The 17292-nt window shown below is 71.4% G+C and carries 16 protein-coding genes; 7 read left to right on the top strand and 9 right to left on the bottom strand.

Annotation, left to right across the window (positions count from 1 at the left end; genetic code table 11):
* Positions 1–247: 247 nt before the first annotated feature.
* Both ACFWRO_RS26200 and ACFWRO_RS26205 read right to left on the bottom strand, forming a co-directional pair.
* Positions 248–928: a response regulator transcription factor gene (locus tag ACFWRO_RS26200; protein WP_017242433.1), complete on the bottom strand. Its 681-nt coding sequence runs from the start codon at positions 926–928 to the stop codon at positions 248–250.
* Positions 925–2211 (bottom strand): sensor histidine kinase, encoded by a 1287-nt coding sequence (locus tag ACFWRO_RS26205; protein ID WP_384513822.1) that lies wholly within the window; start codon positions 2209–2211, stop codon positions 925–927. Before ACFWRO_RS26205 ends, ACFWRO_RS26200 begins: the two co-directional genes overlap by 4 nt.
* 263 nt (positions 2212–2474) lie before the next feature.
* On the opposite strand from ACFWRO_RS26205, the gene phoU reads away from it, so the two are divergent.
* Together phoU and ACFWRO_RS26215 are read left to right on the top strand one after the other, a co-directional pair.
* The gene (gene phoU, locus ACFWRO_RS26210) at positions 2475–3155 is read left to right on the top strand and encodes a phosphate signaling complex protein PhoU (RefSeq protein WP_384513824.1); all 681 of its coding nucleotides are present in this window, start codon (positions 2475–2477) and stop codon (positions 3153–3155) included.
* Between the two features lie 113 nt (positions 3156–3268).
* Positions 3269–3421, top strand: coding sequence for a hypothetical protein (locus tag ACFWRO_RS26215; protein WP_384513825.1), 153 nt, complete (start codon positions 3269–3271; stop codon positions 3419–3421).
* A 114-nt stretch (positions 3422–3535) separates the two neighbouring features.
* On the opposite strand, the gene ACFWRO_RS26220 is transcribed toward ACFWRO_RS26215, so the two are convergent.
* From ACFWRO_RS26220 to ACFWRO_RS26230, 3 genes are all read right to left on the bottom strand, one after another.
* A complete protein-coding gene (locus ACFWRO_RS26220) occupies positions 3536–4042 on the bottom strand; it encodes a GNAT family N-acetyltransferase (RefSeq protein WP_384513827.1) in 507 nt (168 codons plus the stop codon).
* A gap of 37 nt (positions 4043–4079) precedes the next feature.
* A complete protein-coding gene (locus ACFWRO_RS26225) occupies positions 4080–4460 on the bottom strand; it encodes a VOC family protein (RefSeq protein ID WP_384513829.1) in 381 nt (126 codons plus the stop codon).
* A 313-nt stretch (positions 4461–4773) separates the two neighbouring features.
* Positions 4774–6999, bottom strand: coding sequence for an FG-GAP-like repeat-containing protein (locus ACFWRO_RS26230; RefSeq protein WP_384513831.1), 2226 nt, complete (start codon positions 6997–6999; stop codon positions 4774–4776).
* 241 nt (positions 7000–7240) lie between these two features.
* Between ACFWRO_RS26230 and ACFWRO_RS26235 the strand changes: the two genes are divergently transcribed.
* Entirely contained in the window at positions 7241–7447 is a 207-nt protein-coding gene (locus tag ACFWRO_RS26235) for a hypothetical protein (RefSeq protein ID WP_384513833.1), read from the top strand.
* 114 nt (positions 7448–7561) lie between these two features.
* Here the strand turns inward: ACFWRO_RS26235 and ACFWRO_RS26240 are convergent, their stop codons facing one another.
* Positions 7562–8323, bottom strand: a complete 762-nt coding sequence (locus tag ACFWRO_RS26240) for a phosphoglyceromutase (protein ID WP_384513835.1) — start codon at positions 8321–8323, stop codon at positions 7562–7564.
* Positions 8324–8479: 156 nt separating this feature from the next.
* On the opposite strand from ACFWRO_RS26240, the gene ACFWRO_RS26245 reads away from it, so the two are divergent.
* Positions 8480–9781 carry an MDR family MFS transporter gene (locus ACFWRO_RS26245; RefSeq protein ID WP_384513837.1) on the top strand — a complete coding sequence of 434 codons (1302 nt, stop codon included), beginning with the start codon at positions 8480–8482 and terminating at the stop codon, positions 9779–9781.
* On the opposite strand, the gene ACFWRO_RS26250 is transcribed toward ACFWRO_RS26245, so the two are convergent.
* The 3 genes from ACFWRO_RS26250 to mshA all read right to left on the bottom strand — a co-directional run bounded on the left by ACFWRO_RS26250 (position 9771) and on the right by mshA (position 13400).
* Positions 9771–11441 (bottom strand): glycosyl hydrolase family 28-related protein, encoded by a 1671-nt coding sequence (locus ACFWRO_RS26250; RefSeq protein WP_384513839.1) that lies wholly within the window; start codon positions 11439–11441, stop codon positions 9771–9773. The two genes, ACFWRO_RS26245 and ACFWRO_RS26250, sit on opposite strands and share 11 nt — an antisense overlap.
* 107 nt (positions 11442–11548) lie before the next feature.
* A complete protein-coding gene (locus ACFWRO_RS26255; protein ID WP_384513841.1) occupies positions 11549–12064 on the bottom strand; it encodes a YbjN domain-containing protein in 516 nt (171 codons plus the stop codon).
* The gene (mshA, locus tag ACFWRO_RS26260; RefSeq protein ID WP_384513843.1) at positions 12057–13400 is read right to left on the bottom strand and encodes a D-inositol-3-phosphate glycosyltransferase; all 1344 of its coding nucleotides are present in this window, start codon (positions 13398–13400) and stop codon (positions 12057–12059) included. Before mshA ends, ACFWRO_RS26255 begins: the two co-directional genes overlap by 8 nt.
* 243 nt (positions 13401–13643) lie before the next feature.
* Here mshA and ACFWRO_RS26265 point away from each other — a divergent pair, with 243 nt between their 5' ends.
* From ACFWRO_RS26265 to ACFWRO_RS26275, 3 genes are all read left to right on the top strand, one after another.
* Positions 13644–14450: a class I SAM-dependent methyltransferase gene (locus ACFWRO_RS26265; protein WP_384513844.1), complete on the top strand. Its 807-nt coding sequence runs from the start codon at positions 13644–13646 to the stop codon at positions 14448–14450.
* 235 nt (positions 14451–14685) lie between these two features.
* Positions 14686–15762: an NlpC/P60 family protein gene (locus tag ACFWRO_RS26270; RefSeq protein ID WP_384513846.1), complete on the top strand. Its 1077-nt coding sequence runs from the start codon at positions 14686–14688 to the stop codon at positions 15760–15762.
* 232 nt (positions 15763–15994) lie between these two features.
* Positions 15995–17266 carry a PP2C family protein-serine/threonine phosphatase gene (locus tag ACFWRO_RS26275; RefSeq protein WP_384513848.1) on the top strand — a complete coding sequence of 424 codons (1272 nt, stop codon included), beginning with the start codon at positions 15995–15997 and terminating at the stop codon, positions 17264–17266.
* Positions 17267–17292 lie beyond the last annotated feature (26 nt).

The following is a 17292-nucleotide window of genomic DNA, read 5'->3' on the forward strand; positions in this document are numbered from 1 at the left end:
CAGCCGCTGGAGTGATCCAGCGGCCCGCCCCTCCCGTATGTGCGTAAGGCTCGCGGTTTACGGCTCGAACTTGTAGCCCAGGCCGCGGACCGTCACCAGGTAGCGCGGGGCACCCGGGTCGGGTTCGAACCCATTCCCGCGTGCGCACCTCGCACTGCTCGGCCCCAGGGGGCCTCCCAGGCTTCGGCACGCTGTGCCGGCCTCCGTCCGGCCGTGCCGGGCTCGGGCCGGGTCCACGGCTCGCGGTTTACGGCTCGAACTTGTAGCCCAGGCCGCGGACCGTCACCAGGTAGCGCGGGGCACCCGGGTCCGGCTCGATCTTGGCGCGGAGGCGCTTCACGTGGACGTCGAGGGTCTTGGTGTCGCCCACGTAGTCCGCGCCCCAGACGCGGTCGATCAGCTGCATACGGGTCAGCACGCGGCCCGCGTTGCGCAGCAGCATCTCCAGGAGGTCGAACTCCTTGAGCGGGAGGTCGACCTTGCCGCCGGAGACCGTGACGACGTGGCGGTCCACGTCCATCCGGACCGGGCCGGCCTCCAGGGCGGCGGGGGTGACCTCTTCCGGCTCGCCGCGGCGGCGCAGGACCGCGCGGATGCGGGCGACCAGCTCCCGCGAGGAGAAGGGCTTCGTCACGTAGTCGTCGGCTCCTATTTCCAGCCCGACGACCTTGTCGATCTCGCTGTCCTTGGCGGTCACCATGATGACCGGGACGTTCGAGCGGCCGCGCAGCTGGCGGCACACCTCGGTGCCGGGCAGGCCCGGCAGCATCAGGTCGAGGAGGACGAGGTCCGCCCCGTTGCGCTCGAACTCGTCGAGGCCGTCGGGCCCGGTCGCGGCGACCGCGACCTCGAAGCCTTCCTTGCGGAGCATGTACGAAAGGGCGTCGCTGAAGGATTCCTCATCCTCGACGACAAGCACTCGGGTCACGGAAGGACCTCCGGGGCAGGGAGCGGTTCGGTCATGAGATCAGGGATGGGGGAGGTGGAGGCGGAAGAGCGGCGGTCCCGCACGGCGCCCGCCTCGGGCAGCCGCAGGGTGAAGGTGGAGCCCTGGCCTTCGGTGCTCCAGACCGTGACCTCTCCGCCGTGCGAGGCGGCCACGTGCTTGACGATGGCCAGGCCGAGCCCCGTACCTCCGGTGGCACGGGAGCGGGCCGGGTCGACGCGGTAGAAGCGCTCGAAGACCCGCTCGCGGTCCTTCTCGGAGATGCCGATGCCCTGGTCGGTCACCGCTATCTCGATCAGGTCGCCGCCGGGGGCGGCCACGCGGCGGGCCGCGATGCCCACCCTCGTACGGGCCGGGGAGTAGTTGACGGCGTTCTCGACGAGGTTGCCGAGGGCGGCGGCGAGCTGGCCGCGGCTGCCCCAGACGTGCAGGTCGGCGGTGCCGCCCTCCCGTCGCCCACCACCACCCTGTTCGAGCCCTTCGGGCGGCCATACATTCGAGGCCATGGTGATCTGCTTGGTGGAGGCCGTGTGCCGGGACCGGTCGATGGCCTCGGCGACCAGCTCGTCCACCCGTACCGGCTCGGAGTCCTCCAGCGGGTCGTCGTTCTGCACCCGGGAGAGGTCGATGAGTTCCTGTACGAGGTTGGTCAGGCGGGTCGCCTCTATCTGCATGCGGCCGGCGAAGCGGGTGACCGCCTCGGGGTCGTCCGAGGCGTCCATGACGGCCTCGGAGAGCAGGGAGAGCGCTCCTGTCGGAGTCTTGAGCTCATGACTCACGTTGGCGACGAAGTCGCGCCGTACCGCTTCGATACGGCGGGCCTCGGTCAGGTCCTCGACCAGGAGCAGCACCAGGCGGGAGCCGAGCGGGGCCACGCGGGCGGAGACCGCGAGGGCCTCGCCGCGTCCGGTGCCGCGCCGGGGCAGGTCGAGCTCGACCTGCCGTATCTCCCCGTCGCGGCGGGTGTCGCGGGCCATGTTGAGCATGGGCTCGACGGCCAGCTTTCCGCCCCGGACCAGACCGAGGGCGTACGCCGCCGAGCTGGCCTTGACCACCGAGTCGCTCTCGTCGAGGACGACCGCGGAGGAGCGCAGCACGGAGAGCACGGTGTCGACACCGGGCGGGAGCACGGCGTCGGTGTGCAGGGAGGTCCGGGTGGGTCGCGCCTGGTCGCGCTCGCTCCAGCGGAACGCCAGCATGGCGATCACGCCGGTGCACACCCCGGCGATCGCGGCCAATGCGGCAACCGCCGCGTTCACGTCCATGCCCTCAAGGTTATGCGGCACGACAGACTCTCTCCCAGCCGTCCGAGTGGCTGCTCGAACAGTCGTCGCCCAGAGTTCACCGTGGGGACCGTGCTGGTTCATTTGGACCGAACCGAGGGACGGCCTGCGTCGCCCAGAGTTCACCGGGGCGAAAGAGCTCATTCACTTCGGGTGGAGACTGCGGACGCGTAGGGGCCCGAACGTGGGAGCGTGGGGGTCCGAGCCCGACGGGGACCCCGGACATCAGTGAGAGAGGGACATCGATGCGGGACGCGTACCACGAGGAACTTGACTCGATCGGCGAAGGCCTGGTCGAGATGGCCCGCCTGGTCGGCTCCGCGGTCGGGCGCGCCACGACGGCGATGCTCGACGCGGATCTGAAGCTCGCGGAGAGCGTGATCGCCGCGGACCAGAAGGTCGACGACCTGCAGCACGACCTGGAGGCCCGGGCCATAGCCCTGCTGGCCCGCCAGCAGCCGGTGGCCACGGACCTGCGGATCGTCGTGACCTCGCTGCGCATGAGCGCCGACCTGGAGCGCTCCGGCGACCTGGCGCAGCACGTGGCGAAGCTGGCGCGGCTGCGCTTCCCGGACTCGGCGGTCCCGCGCGACCTGCACGCGACCATCCTGGAGATGGGTCAGCTGGCGCAGCGCCTGATGGCGAAGGCTGCCGAGGTCATCATCACGAAGGACGTCGACCTGGCGCTCCAGCTGGAGCAGGACGACGACGAGATGGACCTGCTGCACCGGACGCTCTTCCAGCACCTGATCGACGACCGCTGGAAGCACGGCATCGAGACGGCCGTCGACGTGACGCTGCTCGGCCGCTACTACGAGCGGTTCGCCGACCACGCGGTGTCGGTGGCGAAGCGCGTCGTGTACCTGGTGACGGGCGAGCACGCGGACGAGCTGCAGCAGTCGGACTCGCCGGTCGAGGGCGCGTAGCCCGCGGCGGGTGACGGGGCGGGTGGCGTTCGCACTCCTGTGCGCCGTTGATGCGCCCAGGGGGGTGGGCATGCAATGGGGAGAGGCGACATACGCCTCCGAGGAGGGACCCCATGGCTGATACCGCCACCACCGACACCCAGCAGGCGATCCCGCACGACGCGGTGCTCCTGCCCGTTCTCAGTCTCAGCGGCTGCGCCTGCGGCCCGGGCTGCGGCTGCGGCTGCCAGTCCGGCGGGTCGTGCCAGTGCGGGGGCTGCTCCTGAGGCCGTGAGGTCCTGACCGCCCATGGCTGTGAGGGCCTGAGGTCTGAGGCCTGAGGAACGCGCGTGGCCCCGCCCGCTTTTCTCCGGGCGGGGCCACGCGTGCGCCGACAGGCCCTAGACGTCGAGGACGCCGACGGTCTCCCCGCCGCTCGTCTCCCCGGTCGTACGGAAGCCGAGCCCGAGGTAGAACCCCTCGGGCCCGTCCTCGCCCGGCTCCCAGGTCACGTACATCGACGTCGACAACGGCCCGCCGTCGCCGCGCCGCCGTATCTCCTCGCGTACGGCCTCGACGGCGAAACGCCCGTACCCCTTGCCCTGCCGGCCGGCGGCGATGTTGAGCCGCCAGAGTCCGCTGCGCCGGTCGTCCGGGTCCCTCTCCGGGGCCCACTGGATGTCCAGGAAGGCCATCAGGAAGCCGACGACCTCGTCGCCGTCCAGGATGAGCCGGGGCCAGGCGGTCGCGCCGAAGGCGTACGCCTCCGCGAGCGAGTGCGCGACGGAGGAGACGTTCTTCTCCTGGTGGGGATGGACGCGCAGGGCGAGCGCGGCCTCGACGTTGGCGGGGGTGATCTTCTCCAGCCGGAGCGCCGGGAGTGCGGTGTCGTCGGTGTCGTGAGCCATGGCACGGAGGCTAGCTAGATCTCTGGGGATCTAGGTACTAGATATACGGGCTGGTGATCAGCTCGAAGAAGTGACCGGCGGGGTCCTTGAAGTACACCCCTCGGCCATCGTGCCCGTGGTTGATCTCGCCCGGGAGCCGCATCTGCGGATCGGCCCAGTGCTCGACGGAACCGTCGCAGAGCCGCTGGTACGCGCGGTCGAAGAGTTCGTCGTCGATCAGGAACGCGTAGTGCTGCATCTGGATCTCGGTCACGCCGGGCGGCGTGGCGAACTGGATCAGGACGCCGTCGGCGAGCTGGACGTTGACGAACGGCCCCCAGGACGGGGCCTCGGGGAGTTCGAGCAGCTCGCGGAAGAAGCGGGCGGACTCGGTGCTGTCCTTGGACGCGATGATGGTGTGGTTGAAGCTGACTGCCATGGGTGGAAGACCTCGCTGTGTGTTCGGCAGGGCGGGAACGAGTGGACTCGGGTGGGGCGGTGGGGTGCACTGCCCAGGGAGGTCCACGTGCCGAACGGTGGGGGTGTCGTACGCACCCCCGCTGCGGGATCAGCCTTCCACCGGCTGACCCATCCGTGTGTGGCGAAGAGTCGCCGATCCGGTGATCACGGACGCGACATTACGCGATGCTCCGTGCCGCAACAACGGGCTTTTCGAAGGGGAATGGCCCCCTCCGTGGGGAGGGGGCCATTCCGCGCGTTCCGTGTGTTCCGCGCGTTCACTTCGCCATGTACTAGGCGATGTTGTTGAACTTGGTGCCCTCGCCCGCGTACAGCGGCGTCGCCTGGCGGCTGAAGGGCGCGGTGGCGGAGCCCGTGGAGCGGTAGACGGACGTGCCGCCCGCTCCGTACGCGATCAGGTCCGGGCGCCCGTCGTTGTCGAGGTCACCCGCGCCGACGAGCTGGCTGAAGGCGCCCCAGCCGGCGCCGACCTTCACTCGGGGGGCGAAGGGGGCGGTGGCGGAGCCCGTCCCCTGGTACAGCCAGAGGATGCCGTCCTTGTCGCGGGCGACGAGGTCACCGGCTGCCGAACCGACGATGTTGCCGACGGCGGTGATCTGGTTGTAGGCGCCCCAGCCGGCGCCGACCTTCACTCGGGGGGCGAAGGGGGCGGTGGCGGAGCCCGTCCCCTTGTAGAACCACAGCACGCCGGTGGTGTCCGTGGCGACGAGGTCGGCGCGGCCGTCCCCGTTGAGGTCCGAGCCGCCGGTGAGCTGGTTGTACACACCCCAGCCGGCGCCGACGCGGGCGCGGGTCGTGAAGGTGCCGTCGCCCTTGCCGAGGTAGTGCCAGAGCACGCCGGCGCTGTCGAGTCCGAGGAGGTCGCCGACCTTGTCGCCGTTGAGGTCGCCGACGGCCTCGATCTGCTTGTACGTGTTCCAGCCCGCGCCGATCTTGGTGCGCTGGGCGGGCTTGACCTGGCCGCCCACGGGCCGGTCCCGCAGGTCGTCCCGCCACAGCACGCCGGCCGCGTCCCGGGCGAGGACGTCGGTGGAGCCGTTGCTGGTGTAGTCGTGCGGGTTGGGCGTGCGGGCGAGGAGCATGGCCGCGTCCTGGGTGACGGACGATCCGACACCGTCGAGCGGTGTCGCGTGGGCCGTCACGCTGTACCTGCCGTTCGGTGCGTCCACCCCGTCGATGGTGCCGTCCCAGGTGAAGTCGAACCGGGAACCGGAGGCCGGGGCGGCCACCCGCGTCCGGAACTCCTTGCCCGTGGCGTCGTGGATGAGAGCGACGTCCAGGCGGACGTTGGGACGGGACAGCGTCCAGCCCAGCGTCACGGTGCCGCCGGTCTGGTCGAGGTTCGCCACGTCGGGGAAGTGCACGTCCCGGAACTTCACACCGAGCGGCTCGCCCTCTTCGGCGACCTTGGTGACCGTCGGGGTGCCGTCCGCCGCGGCCGCGATACGGAACAGCCCCGCGCCGTCGGCGGCCCTCTTGCCTTGAACCACCGCGCTGCCGTCGGCAGCGGCCCACACTCTGGATCCGCTGTCGAGGAGGACGCGGGTCTCGCCGGTGGTCAGGGAAACGGCCTTGAGACGCTGCCAGGCGTTGCCGTACACCAGCCAGCCGCCCACGAGTTGGTGGTGCCACTCCTCGTCGTCGCCCAGGGCGGTCCGCTTCACCTCCCGGGTGGCGCGGTCGACGGAGGTGATGATGTATCCGAGGTCGATGTCGTGGCCGAACCAGGCCACGTGCGAATCGGAGAACGACAGGCCCCTGAAGCCGTACCCACCCTCGACGGCGGAGTACGTCTCGGACACCGTCCCGGCCGCCACGTCGATCACGGCACGGCCGCCGTTCCGGAAGTCCGCGGGGCCCTGCTCGTACCCGACGAAGGCGACGCCGCCCTTGACCGGTGCGCTGGTGTGGAAGTGGGTGGCGTCCGCGGGCAGCCCCGAGATCTTGCGGGTGGTCGTCGTGGTGCCGTCCTTGGTCACGACGTGCAGTTCCGCCGTGCCGTCGGCCTTCGTCACCTGCGCGAGGACGCTCGTCGGGCTCACCACGGCCACGAAGTTGGCGTCGAGCGCGCGGAGGTCGATGTCCACGCCGGGGGCGGACGGGTCGGCCATGTTCCGCAGCGTCAGGGAGCGCATCTCGGAGGTGAAGCCGTCGTCTCCGATGGCGACGACGTCAGTTCCCGACCGTGCCAACCCACCGCCCTCGGGCAGCTGCAGCTGCGTCGCCGCGCCACCCGCGTACGGCGTCCAGTGCACCTCCCGGGTCCTGTCGCCGGGGAAGGAGTACATGAAGAATCCCGTCGCGCCCGTACCGCCGAGCTCGGAGTCCTCGGGGAAGGAGGGAAGGGCGGCGGGCTGGTCGTCCGCGGCCCGGACGGCGCCCGGGGTGGCCGCGAACGCGGCCGGCGCGGTGGCCAGCGTGCCGGCACCGAGGGCCGTGACGGCGAGAACGGCGGTGATGGCCGTGGCGAGACGGGTACCGGTGGAACGGAACTGCAAGGTGAACCCCCACAAGAAGATCGGACACGGCGATGCCGTGCCCGAATCAGACTCATGATCGGTTCGATTGGTTGTACGAGATCCCCGGCGAACCGTTGGACCACTTCGGCCGCTTCTTCTTCGCCTTGCGTGCTCCGGCCTACGCGATGGGGCAATTGCCGCGCGCCTATTACGCCGATACCCGTCACAGTGCGTTACTATTCGATCACTGTCAGTCATCTCGAAAGGGTGCTCCATGGCTATGTCGATCGATGAAGCCCGCGACCTCAAGAGGTCCCGCAGCAAAGAGAAGGACGCGGCCCCGGGCGCGGTGTGGATCGCGGTCACCGGCTTCGCCTACTGGTGGGATGCCGTTGACTTCGCCAACCTCGAACCGGCCCAGGCCGGGGGCGAGTTCATCGCCAGCCACAACGCGGATGGAACAGTCGACGGCTCGTACTTCTTCTGACGGGCCGTCGTAGGTGAGCGCCGCCGACCCTGGGGTCGGCGGCGCCAGGGCCCAGAGCACACGACAGCCCCTGACCTGCGCCATGTGCGCAGGTCAGGGGCTTGATCGCGTTACCTACTTCTTCTTGCCCTGGTTCTTGACCGCCTCGATCGCCGCGGCAGCCGCCTCCGGGTCGAGGTACGTGCCGCCCGGGTTCAGGGGCTTGAAGTTCTCGTCCAGCTCGTAGACCAGCGGGATGCCCGTCGGGATGTTCAGGCCCGCGATGGCCTCGTCCGAGACGCCGTCCAGGTGCTTGACCAGGGCGCGGAGGCTGTTGCCGTGGGCCGCGACCAGGACCGTGCGGCCGTCCAGGAGGTCCGGGACGATGCCGTCGTACCAGTACGGGAGCATCCGGTCGACGACGTCCTTCAGGCACTCCGTGCGGGGGCGGAGCTCCGGCGGGATCGTCGCGTAGCGCGCGTCCGCCGACTGGGAGAACTCCGTGCCGTCCTCGAGCGCCGGCGGCGGGGTGTCGTACGAGCGGCGCCAGAGCATGAACTGCTCCTCGCCGAACTCCGCGAGCGTCTGCGCCTTGTCCTTGCCCTGGAGCGCACCGTAGTGCCGCTCGTTCAGGCGCCAGGAGCGGTGGACCGGGATCCAGTGACGGTCCGCGGACTCCAGCGCCAGCTGCGCCGTGCGGATGGCGCGCTTCTGGAGGGAGGTGTGCAGTACGTCGGGCAGCAGGCCGGCGTCCTTGAGCAGCTCACCGCCGCGGACCGCCTCCTTCTCGCCCTTCTCGGTGAGGTTGACGTCCACCCAGCCGGTGAACAGGTTCTTCGCGTTCCACTCGCTCTCGCCGTGGCGGAGGAGGATCAGCTTGTACGGTGCGTCGGCCATGCGTCCGAGCCTAAACGACGGCAGGGGCCCCACGCGCACCGCGGACAGTCCGTGGACGGTTGACGGTCGCCGTCAATTCACTGGCGTCCGGGAAGGCCCGGCTCGTAAGTTACGTGTCTGCATAGCGACACTTACAGGCACGGGAGCTCGCCACACATGTCCTTCGACTCGCTCAGACGATCAGCCCGTGCCACCGTCTCCGGTCTCCCCCGTGGCTTCTGGTGGCTCTGGCTCTCCACCCTCGTCAACCGGACCGGCGCCTTCGTCCTGACGTTCCTGTCGCTGTACCTGACCCAGGAGCTCGGCCACTCCGCCTGGTTCGCCGGGCTCGTCGTCGCCCTGCACGGCCTCGGCGGCGTCGCAGGCTCCCCGCTCGGCGGCACCCTCACCGACAAGTGGGGCCGCCGGCCCACGATGGTCACCATGCACCTGGTGACGGCCACCTGCGCCGCCGCCCTCGCCCTGGTCACCACCGCCTGGGGCGTCGCCGCCGTCGTCCTGCTCATGGGCGTCTCCATGCAGGCCGTCCGGCCGTCCATCCAGGCGACCATCACCGACATGGTCCCCGAGCACGACCGCCGCCGCGCCTTCGCCCTCAACTACTGGGCCCTGAACCTCGGCTTCGCCGTCGCCGCCCTCGGCGGCGGCGCCGCGATCTTCCTCGGCTACCGCACCCTCTTCGTCGTCGAGGCCGTCGCGGTCACCCTCTGCGCCCTCATCGTCTTCCTGCGCCTCCCCGAGACCCGCCCCGAGGCCAAGCGGAACCAGGCAGGCGAGATCGTCGAGAAGGACCGCGTGAGCGTCCTCGACGTCCTGCGCGACGCCCCGTTCCGTACGCTCGTCCTCCTCAACCTCCTCATCTGCCTCGTCTTCACCGCCCCTTGGGTCGGCCTGCCGCTCTCCATGGCGGCCACGGGGCTCGAACCCTCGGCGTACGGCGCCGTCATCGCCGTCAACGGTGTCGTGATCGTCGCCTTCCAGCTGCTCGTCAACAAGGTGACCGACAAGCGCTCCCCCGCGATGCTGCTCACCGTCTCCTCGCTGCTCTTCGCCGTCGGTACGGGCGCCACCGCCCTGGCCGGCACCCCGCTCGTCTTCGCCGTCACCGTCGTCGTGTGGACCATCGGCGAGATGGTCCACGTCCCGACGAACGCCGCCGCCACCGCCAAGCTCGCCCCCGAACACGCCCGCGGCCGCTACCAGGGCGTCATGGGCATGTCCTGGGCGCTGTCCGGCTTCCTCGCCCCGATCCTCGCCGGATGGGTGGTCGACGGGCCGGGCCCCGACTTCCTCTGGATGGGTACGGGCGTCATCGGAACCCTCGCCGCCATCGGGTACGTGACCCGGCTCCGCAAGGTCCTCGACGAGGACACCGTCCCCGACCCCGCCCCCGACCCCGCCGACAGTCCGGCCGCCTCCGTCGACAAGAAGACCGGCACCCCCTCCGTCAGCGCCTGAACTCCCGCTGTGCCTCGTACAGGTTCCGGGGGCGGACCGTCCCCGGAGTCCCGTACGCCTCCACGCGCGCGTGGAGCTCGCCCGTGAAGTCCGGTACGTCGATCTGGTCGAACTCCGTGACCTCGCTGATCCCCACCGTCGCGCTGTACGGCGCGATCGTGTCGATCTTGACCAGGCCCGCCCGGCCGTTGGTCACCGTCACGTTCCAGTGCGTGAACCGGGCGCCGTACAGCGGGCCCGCCGAGGCGTCGCCGCCGTGCCGGCCGTTGTTCTCGACCGTGATCTCCGTCCGTACGTTGGCGAACGGCATGCCCCGGTGCGTGTCGAAGGTGCCCATCTCCATCACCCCGCGCGACCAGACGTTGTAGCTGGAGAGCCCCTCCACATTGATGCCGTGGAGCTGCGTCCCCGCCGGCGCCGGGACCGTACGGGCCGCGATGCGGAAGTCCTCGATCAGGTTGTCGTGCGCGCCCTCGCGGCAGAAGTATGGGTGGTGGGAGCCGCGCCCCTCGACCCGGGTGCGGCGCAGCGTGCAGGCGGAGGCGGCGACGAGACCGAAGCCGTTGTCCACGTGCCGTACGACGATGTCCTCGGCCCAGCAGTCGTACGCGCACTGGAAGGTGACGCCGTTGTAGCCCTTGTCCAGGAGGTGCGCCGACTGCGGCGTCTCGACCGCCTCCAGGGTGAGGCCCTCCACGCCCGAGCCGGTGAGCGGTTCCGCGAGCGTCGTCAGGCGCGGGTCCCACTCCGGGCGCACGTCGAGCGGGAGCGGGCGCTCCAGGGTGACCTTGCGGCCCCGTACGGAGACCACGCGGACGGGCCACTCGTGCGGCACGTACGAGGTCAGCTTGGTCTTGTCGTCCCAGTGGTACGACTCGGGGCCGGCGCCGCCGCCCGCCATGTGCTCCAGGAGCGTGTGGCCGGCGTCGTCCGCGAGGCGGAGCAGAACCACCTGTCCTCGGCGTACGGCTGACGGGTCGTCGACCGTGATCGTCCAGTCGCCGCGCCTGGCCGGGCGGACGGTGGTCAGGGTCTCCCACTCGTCGCGCTTGTTGCCGGTCCAGCCCTCGAAGGGCCAGGCCTTGGCGCGGATCGCCGCGACGAGGGAGGCGTGCCGGGCCTTGGGGGCGAGCCAGATCAGGCCACCGGCCCAGGACCAGGACGACTTGTCGCCGCCGTAGCGCGAACCGTACGCACCGATGAGCTCGGTCAGGTTCTTCGTCGCGATCAGCTTCGTACGGCCCGAGCCCGCGCCGCGCAGCACCACGTCGCTGTGGCCGATGTGCAGGAAGTCGTCGATGCGGTACGTCCCCGGCGGGACGAGCACCGTGCCGCCGCCGCGCTCCCCCGCCTCGGCGAGCGCCCGGTTGATGGCCGCGGCCGAGTCGGCGGAGCCGTCGGGGACGGCCCCGTACGTGAGGACGTTCGCGACGACCGGCGGCCGGCCGAGACGGGTGGCGCCTCTGCGGGCGCCGGCTCGGCCCACGTAGGGGATCTGGGGGTGGGTGTAGGGGGCGTCGGCGTACTCGCGCCAGAGGGCGGCGGTGCGGGTGGGGGCGGGGTGTGCGGGAGCGGGGCGGGACGGCGTGAAGCCCGTCGTCGTCGCCGCGACCCCGACTCCCACCGCGCCGCCCACGAACTGTCTCCTGCTGATTCCCATGAGCCCGCCTCGCATTCATAGATGTGAACCATGTTCAGATCTGCGTTGGCGGTGAGCATGGCACGGCCTTGGCGCGGTAAGGAAGGGGTTGTACGCGCGTTCGTCGCTTACGACTTCTGGGTCAGGTGGGTGAACGCGTCGAGGTTCCGGGTCGACTCGCCGCGCGAGACCCGCCACTCGTACTCACGCCGGATCGCGCTCGCGAAACCCAGCTCCAGCAGCGTGTTGAAGGAGCCGTCCGCCGCTTCGAGGACCGAGCCGAGCAGCCGGTCCAGCTCCTCCGGGGTGACGGCGGCCAGCGGCAGCTTGCCGGTCAGATAGATGTCGCCGAGGCCGTCGACCGCGTAACTCACGCCGTACAGCTTGAGGTTGCGCTCAAGGAGCCAGCGGTGGACGCCCGGCTCGTTCTCGTCGGGGTGACGGATGACGAAGGCGTTCAGCGAGAGGGAGTGCCGGCCCACCCGGAGGGAGAGCGTCGTGAAGAGCTTGCGCGTGCCGGGGAGTTTGACGACGTACGAGCCCGGCTCGGGCGACTCCCACTCCAGCTCCGCGTCCTTGAACGTGTCCTCGATGACCCGTCGTGCGCCTTCGCCCTGTTCAGCCCGTTCAGCCCGCTCAGCCATGGTGCGAGCGTACGCGACGACGGTGATCGTGCATCGCCGCCGTGTACACGTCCGCCGTGCCCGAGGCCGCCGTGTCCCAGCCGAAGGACTCCGCGTGCCGGGCCGCCGCCGCTCCCATCCGGTCGGTCAGCGTCGGTTCGGCGAGGAAGCGGCCGAGCGCGCGGGCGTAGTCGGCCGGGTCGTGGCCCTGGACCAGGAAGCCGGTGACGTCGTCCCGTACGGCGACCGGAAGGCCGCCCACCGCCGCCGCGACGACCGGGGTCCCGGCCGCCTGCGCCTCGATGGCGACCAGGCCGAAGGACTCGCTGTACGAGGGCATGACCAGCACCGACGCCGCCCGGAACCAGTCCGCGAGGCGGTCCTGGCCGACCGGCGGGTGGAAGCGGACGACGTCCGCGATGCCGAGCCGGGCGGCGAGCTTCTGCAGCCCCTCGGGCTTGGCGAGGCCGCTGCCGCTCGGCCCGCCGACGATCGGCACGAGCATGCGCGAGCGCAGGGACGGATCGCGGTCCAGGAGCTGGGCCGCGGCCCGCAGCAGGATATCGGGGGCCTTCAGGGGCTGGATCCGGCCGGCGAAGACCGGGATGAAGGCGTCGGCGGGCAGCCCGAGGCGGGCGCGGGCGGCGGCCCTGCCGTCCGCCGGGCGGAAGTGGTCCAGGTTCACGCCGGGGTGGACGACGGCGACCTTCGCCGGGTCCGCGTCGTAGAAGCGGACGAGCTCGTCGGCCTCCTCGGCGGTGTTGGCGATCAGCCGGTCGGCGGCGTCGACGATCTGCGTCTCGCCGATCACCCGGGCCGTGGGCTCGGGCGTGTCGCCCTCCGCGAGCGCCGCGTTCTTGACCTTGGCCATGGTGTGCATGGCGTGGACGAGCGGGACGCCCCAGCGCTCGGCGGCGAGCCAGCCGACGTGGCCGGAGAGCCAGTAGTGGGAGTGGACCAGGTCATAGTGGCCGGGACGGTGGCCCGCCCAGGCCTGCATCACGCCGTGCGTGAAGGCGCAGAGCTGGGCCGGCAGCTCCTCCTTGGCGAGGCCCTCGTACGGCCCCGCGTCCACATGCCGTACGAGTACGCCCGGCGCGAGCTCGACGACCGGGGCGAGGCCGCCGGTGGTGGCCCGGGTGAAGATCTCGACCTCGATGTTGATCGCGGCGAGGCGCCTGGCCAGCTCCACGATGTACACGTTCATGCCGCCGGCGTCGCCGGTGCCCGGCTGGTGGAGGGGCGAGGTGTGGACGCTGAGCATGGCCACCCGGCGGGGGCTCCGGTGACGTCCGGGGAGCCGGAGTCGGGGCGGCGTCGCCAGGGAGCCGGCGAGCCGGGACACGTACTGACTCACGTCGACGGTCCTTCCACTGGGTGGGGGCTTAGCGGGTAGAGCGGGGGAGCGGGCACTGCGGTGGAGCGGGCAAAGCGGTCTGGCAGGTAATGCGGTGTAGCGGGCACGGCGAAGGCGGCGCGCGCGGCGCACCCTTCAGGGGCGACAACGCCGGAATCACGCCATCCATTTCCTCTTTGCCAATTCATTGCCCTGCCGGGCGGCGTGGCACCGCCGCCCGGCACCGGCCCGTACCCTCGTTGCATGGCCCCGCGCACCACCCGCCCCGTCGTGCCCCGCCCCGTCGGCACGGCCACCCGCGGGACCACCAACCCGAACCGGCTGCGCCGCATGGACCGCTGGATCGCCGCCACCCACGGCCCCGCACTGCGCCGCTCCGCCGAGCCGCCCGTCGCCGTCGACCTGGGGTACGGGGCCGCCCCCTGGACCGCCGTGGAGCTCCTGACGCGACTGCGGACGGCCGATCCGCGTACCGAGGTCGTCGGCATCGAGATCGAGCCGGCCCGGGTCGCCGCCGCCAAGCCGTACGAGCGCCCGGGCCTCACTTTCCTGCACGGCGGCTTCGAGGTCCCGGTGCCGGGCGAGGTCGCGCTGATCCGGGCCGCGAACGTGCTGCGGCAGTACGACGAGGACGAGGTGGCCGCGGTGTGGGCGCGGCTGTGCGCGCGGCTCGGGCCCGGCGGGCTGCTGGTCGAGGGGACCTGCGACGAGATCGGGCGCCGTCACGTGTGGGTCGCGCTCGACCGGTCCGGGCCGAGGACGGTCACCTTCGCGACCCGGCTCGGCTCGCTCGACCGCCCCTCGGACCTCGCGGAACGGCTGCCGAAGGCGCTGATCCACCGCAACGTGCCGGGCGAGCCGGTCCACGCGTTCCTGCGGGACTTCGACCGGGCGTGGGCGGCCGCCGCCCCGTACGCCTCGCTGGGCGCGCGGCAGCGCTGGATCCGGGCCGTGCGCGACCTGGCGGCGGACTGGCCCCTGACGGACGGGCACCGGCGTCGGCGCCAGGGCGAGGTGACGGTCCGCTGGGAGGCACTGGCGCCCCGCTGAAGGACCAATTGCCGGTGAATTCCCGGTCGATCGGGAACGCAACTCCCTTCCCACCCGTCCCGTCTGGGGGAGAGTGACCCGACAGGGCCCGGTATCCCCTGTCGCTTTGAGGCCACGCGTGGCACTATCGCCAAGGTCGCCACCAAGTTACTGACGGTAAATCAGATACCGGCTACGAGCAGTACGCGGTACGCGACGTACGAGATACGGGTGCGGGCCGTACGAGGGGGAGCTTGTGAACCGACGCCGCTGTGTCAACGCCGCGATCACCGTGGTCTGCGCCCTGACGGTGCTCGCCTCACCCGCGCTGACGCTCGGAGCTTCGGCTGCTCCGCTGCCCCCCGGAGCGCCCGCCGCGCCCGCCGCGCCCGCCGCGCCGAAGAAGACCCTCGAAGAGGTACGCAAGGAGATCGAGGGCCTGTACCGGCAGGCGGCCGCCGCCACCGACGCGTACAACCTCGCCGAGGAGCAGACCAAGGAGCAGTCCGCCGAGATCGTGCGGCTGGCCCAGATGATCGTGGCCGGCAACGAGAAGATCGACTCGCTCAAGGCCCAGGCGGGCGCCGCGGCCCGCGCCCAGTACCGCAACGGCGGCCTGCCCGACGGCGCGCAGTTCGTCCTCACCGACGACCCGCAGCTCTTCCTGGACAACGCCGGCAGGTTCAAGGAGGGCCAGAAGGCCACCAAGGACCTGATCGCCGAAATGACCCGGACCCAGGCCCAGTTGACCGTCTACGCCAAGGACGCGGGCACCAACTGGACCAAGCTGGAGGCCAACCGCGTCAAGCAGGCGACGGCCAAGAAGGACATCAACGACAAAATAGCCGCGGCGAAGAAGCTGGAGTCGACTCTGGCGGCCGAGGAGCTGGAGCGGCTGCGGCGCCTGGAGGAGCAGGAGCAGTACCGGCAGCAGACCGCCTGGGTGAACACCGGCGTCCTCAAGGGCCTGAACACCACGGCGACACCGCAGGGCAAGCGGGCGGTGGAGTTCGCGACGGCGCAGATCGGCAAGCCGTACATCTGGGGGGCCGAGGGCCCGGACTCGTACGACTGCTCCGGGCTGACCCAGCGGGCCTGGGGCACGGCCGGCCGGAACATTCCGCGCACCTCGCAGGAGCAGTGGCGGCTGCTGCCCAAGGTGGACATCAAGGACATGCGGCCCGGTGACCTGATCGTCTACTTCAAGGACGCCAGCCACATCGGCATGTACGTCGGGAACGGCGCCATCGTGCACGCGCCGCGCCCGGGCCGGGACGTCACGCTCGCGGGCGCGGGCTCGATGGAGATCCTGGGCGTGGTCCGCCCGGAGTGAGGCGCTCTGGGGGGCGCGCTCGGGGTGACGGCGCTCACCCCGGCGGCGTGATGTTCGTCATGACCGGGAGGGCAACAACCTCCCCATGCGCGGCATATGCCAACGGCTCTTCGGTGCTCGTACCCTGATCACCATTCCGCTCCCCCGTGCGCTACCGCTATGGTCCCCGTCTGGCGGGACGTCGTTCGTCGCCCCGCCGCGCCCTCGGGGGGAGGGAAGGAATCCGCGACCGATGCCCGTACCCGTACCGCGCCAGAGAATCGTCTCTGCGGCCGCGCCCGGCGCTGTTGTCACCGCTGCCACCGCTGCGACAGGCACCGGCTCCGGCACCGATCTCACCCTGCTGGTCGTCGAGGACGACCCGGCGGGCGCCCTCGCCGTGCCCGAGATGCTCGACGACCGGGACGGGACCCGCGTCCGCATCCGTACCGCCCGCAACCTGACCGAGGCGGAGCGGCTGCTCACCGACGACGTGCACTGCGTCCTGGTCGACCTGGCCCTGCCCGGCCCCCGCGCGTCCGGTGACGACCCGCTCGCGCCCCTGCGCCAGATCCTGCGGCTCGCCCCGCGCCACGCCGTCCTGGCGCTCGCGGCCTCGGCCGACGCGGAGCTGGCGGCGGAGGCGGTACGGGTCGGGGCGCAGGACCACCTCTTCCGCGAGGAGCTCGACGGCCGGCTGCTGAGCCGGGCGATCCGGTACGCCGTCGAGCGCAAGCGGGCCGACGCGGTCCAGGTGAAGCTGACCGAGTCGCGGCTGCGGGCCCAGGAGAACGCCCGTCTGGAGCGCGGGCTGCTGCCCACGCCGCTCCTGGAGGGCTCCGACCTGCGGTTCGCCGCCCGCTACCGGCCGGGCCGCTCGCGCGCCCTGCTCGGCGGGGACTTCTACGACACCGTCCGTACGCCGGACGGCACGGTCCACGCGATGATCGGCGACGTCTGCGGGCACGGCCCGGACGAGGCCGCGCTCGGAGTGGAGCTGCGCATCGCGTGGCGGGCGCTGACCTTCGCGGGGCTGTGCGGGGACGAGCTGCTCTCCACGCTCCAGCAGGTCCTGGAGCACGAGCGGGAGAGCGAGGAGATCTTCGCGACGCTCTGCACGGTCGACATAGCCCCGGACGGCCGCCGGGCGGGCCTCTGCCTGGCCGGCCACCCCGCGCCGCTGATCGCCCGCAGGGGCCGCCCGGCACGGCTCCTGCCGTACGAGGACGGCGGCCCGGCGCTCGGCCTGCTGCCGCGCGCCCGCTGGCCGCGCCGCCAGGTGGAGCTGGGCGGGGCGTGGAGCCTGCTGATGTACACGGACGGCCTGATCGAGGGCCGCTCGGCGGGCCCGGGCTCGCCGCGGCTCGGGCAGGACGGGATGGTCGAGATGATCAACCGGCAGCTGGCGGAGGGCCTGCGGGGCGAGGACCTGCTGGAGGCGGCGGTGACGGAGGTGCGGTCGCTGAACGGCGGCGAGCTGACGGACGACGTGGCGGTCCTGGCACTGGAAAGGGCCCGGGGATAACCCCAGGCACTGGAAAGGGCCCGGGG

It is taken from the genome of Streptomyces sp. NPDC058579 (assembly GCF_042718575.1).
Lineage (GTDB): Bacteria > Actinomycetota > Actinomycetes > Streptomycetales > Streptomycetaceae > Streptomyces.

Coding starts and splice junctions, on each gene's coding strand:
- ACFWRO_RS26205 (WP_384513822.1), bottom strand. CDS start 2,211: ATGGACGTGAACGCGGCGGTTGCCGCATTGGCCGCGATCGCCGGGGTG.
- phoU (WP_384513824.1), top strand. CDS start 2,475: ATGCGGGACGCGTACCACGAGGAACTTGACTCGATCGGCGAAGGCCTG.
- ACFWRO_RS26215 (WP_384513825.1), top strand. CDS start 3,269: ATGGCTGATACCGCCACCACCGACACCCAGCAGGCGATCCCGCACGAC.
- ACFWRO_RS26220 (WP_384513827.1), bottom strand. CDS start 4,042: ATGGCTCACGACACCGACGACACCGCACTCCCGGCGCTCCGGCTGGAG.
- ACFWRO_RS26225 (WP_384513829.1), bottom strand. CDS start 4,460: ATGGCAGTCAGCTTCAACCACACCATCATCGCGTCCAAGGACAGCACC.
- ACFWRO_RS26235 (WP_384513833.1), top strand. CDS start 7,241: ATGTCGATCGATGAAGCCCGCGACCTCAAGAGGTCCCGCAGCAAAGAG.
- ACFWRO_RS26240 (WP_384513835.1), bottom strand. CDS start 8,323: ATGGCCGACGCACCGTACAAGCTGATCCTCCTCCGCCACGGCGAGAGC.
- ACFWRO_RS26245 (WP_384513837.1), top strand. CDS start 8,480: ATGTCCTTCGACTCGCTCAGACGATCAGCCCGTGCCACCGTCTCCGGT.
- ACFWRO_RS26250 (WP_384513839.1), bottom strand. CDS start 11,441: ATGGGAATCAGCAGGAGACAGTTCGTGGGCGGCGCGGTGGGAGTCGGG.
- ACFWRO_RS26255 (WP_384513841.1), bottom strand. CDS start 12,064: ATGGCTGAGCGGGCTGAACGGGCTGAACAGGGCGAAGGCGCACGACGG.
- ACFWRO_RS26265 (WP_384513844.1), top strand. CDS start 13,644: ATGGCCCCGCGCACCACCCGCCCCGTCGTGCCCCGCCCCGTCGGCACG.
- ACFWRO_RS26275 (WP_384513848.1), top strand. CDS start 15,995: ATGCCCGTACCCGTACCGCGCCAGAGAATCGTCTCTGCGGCCGCGCCC.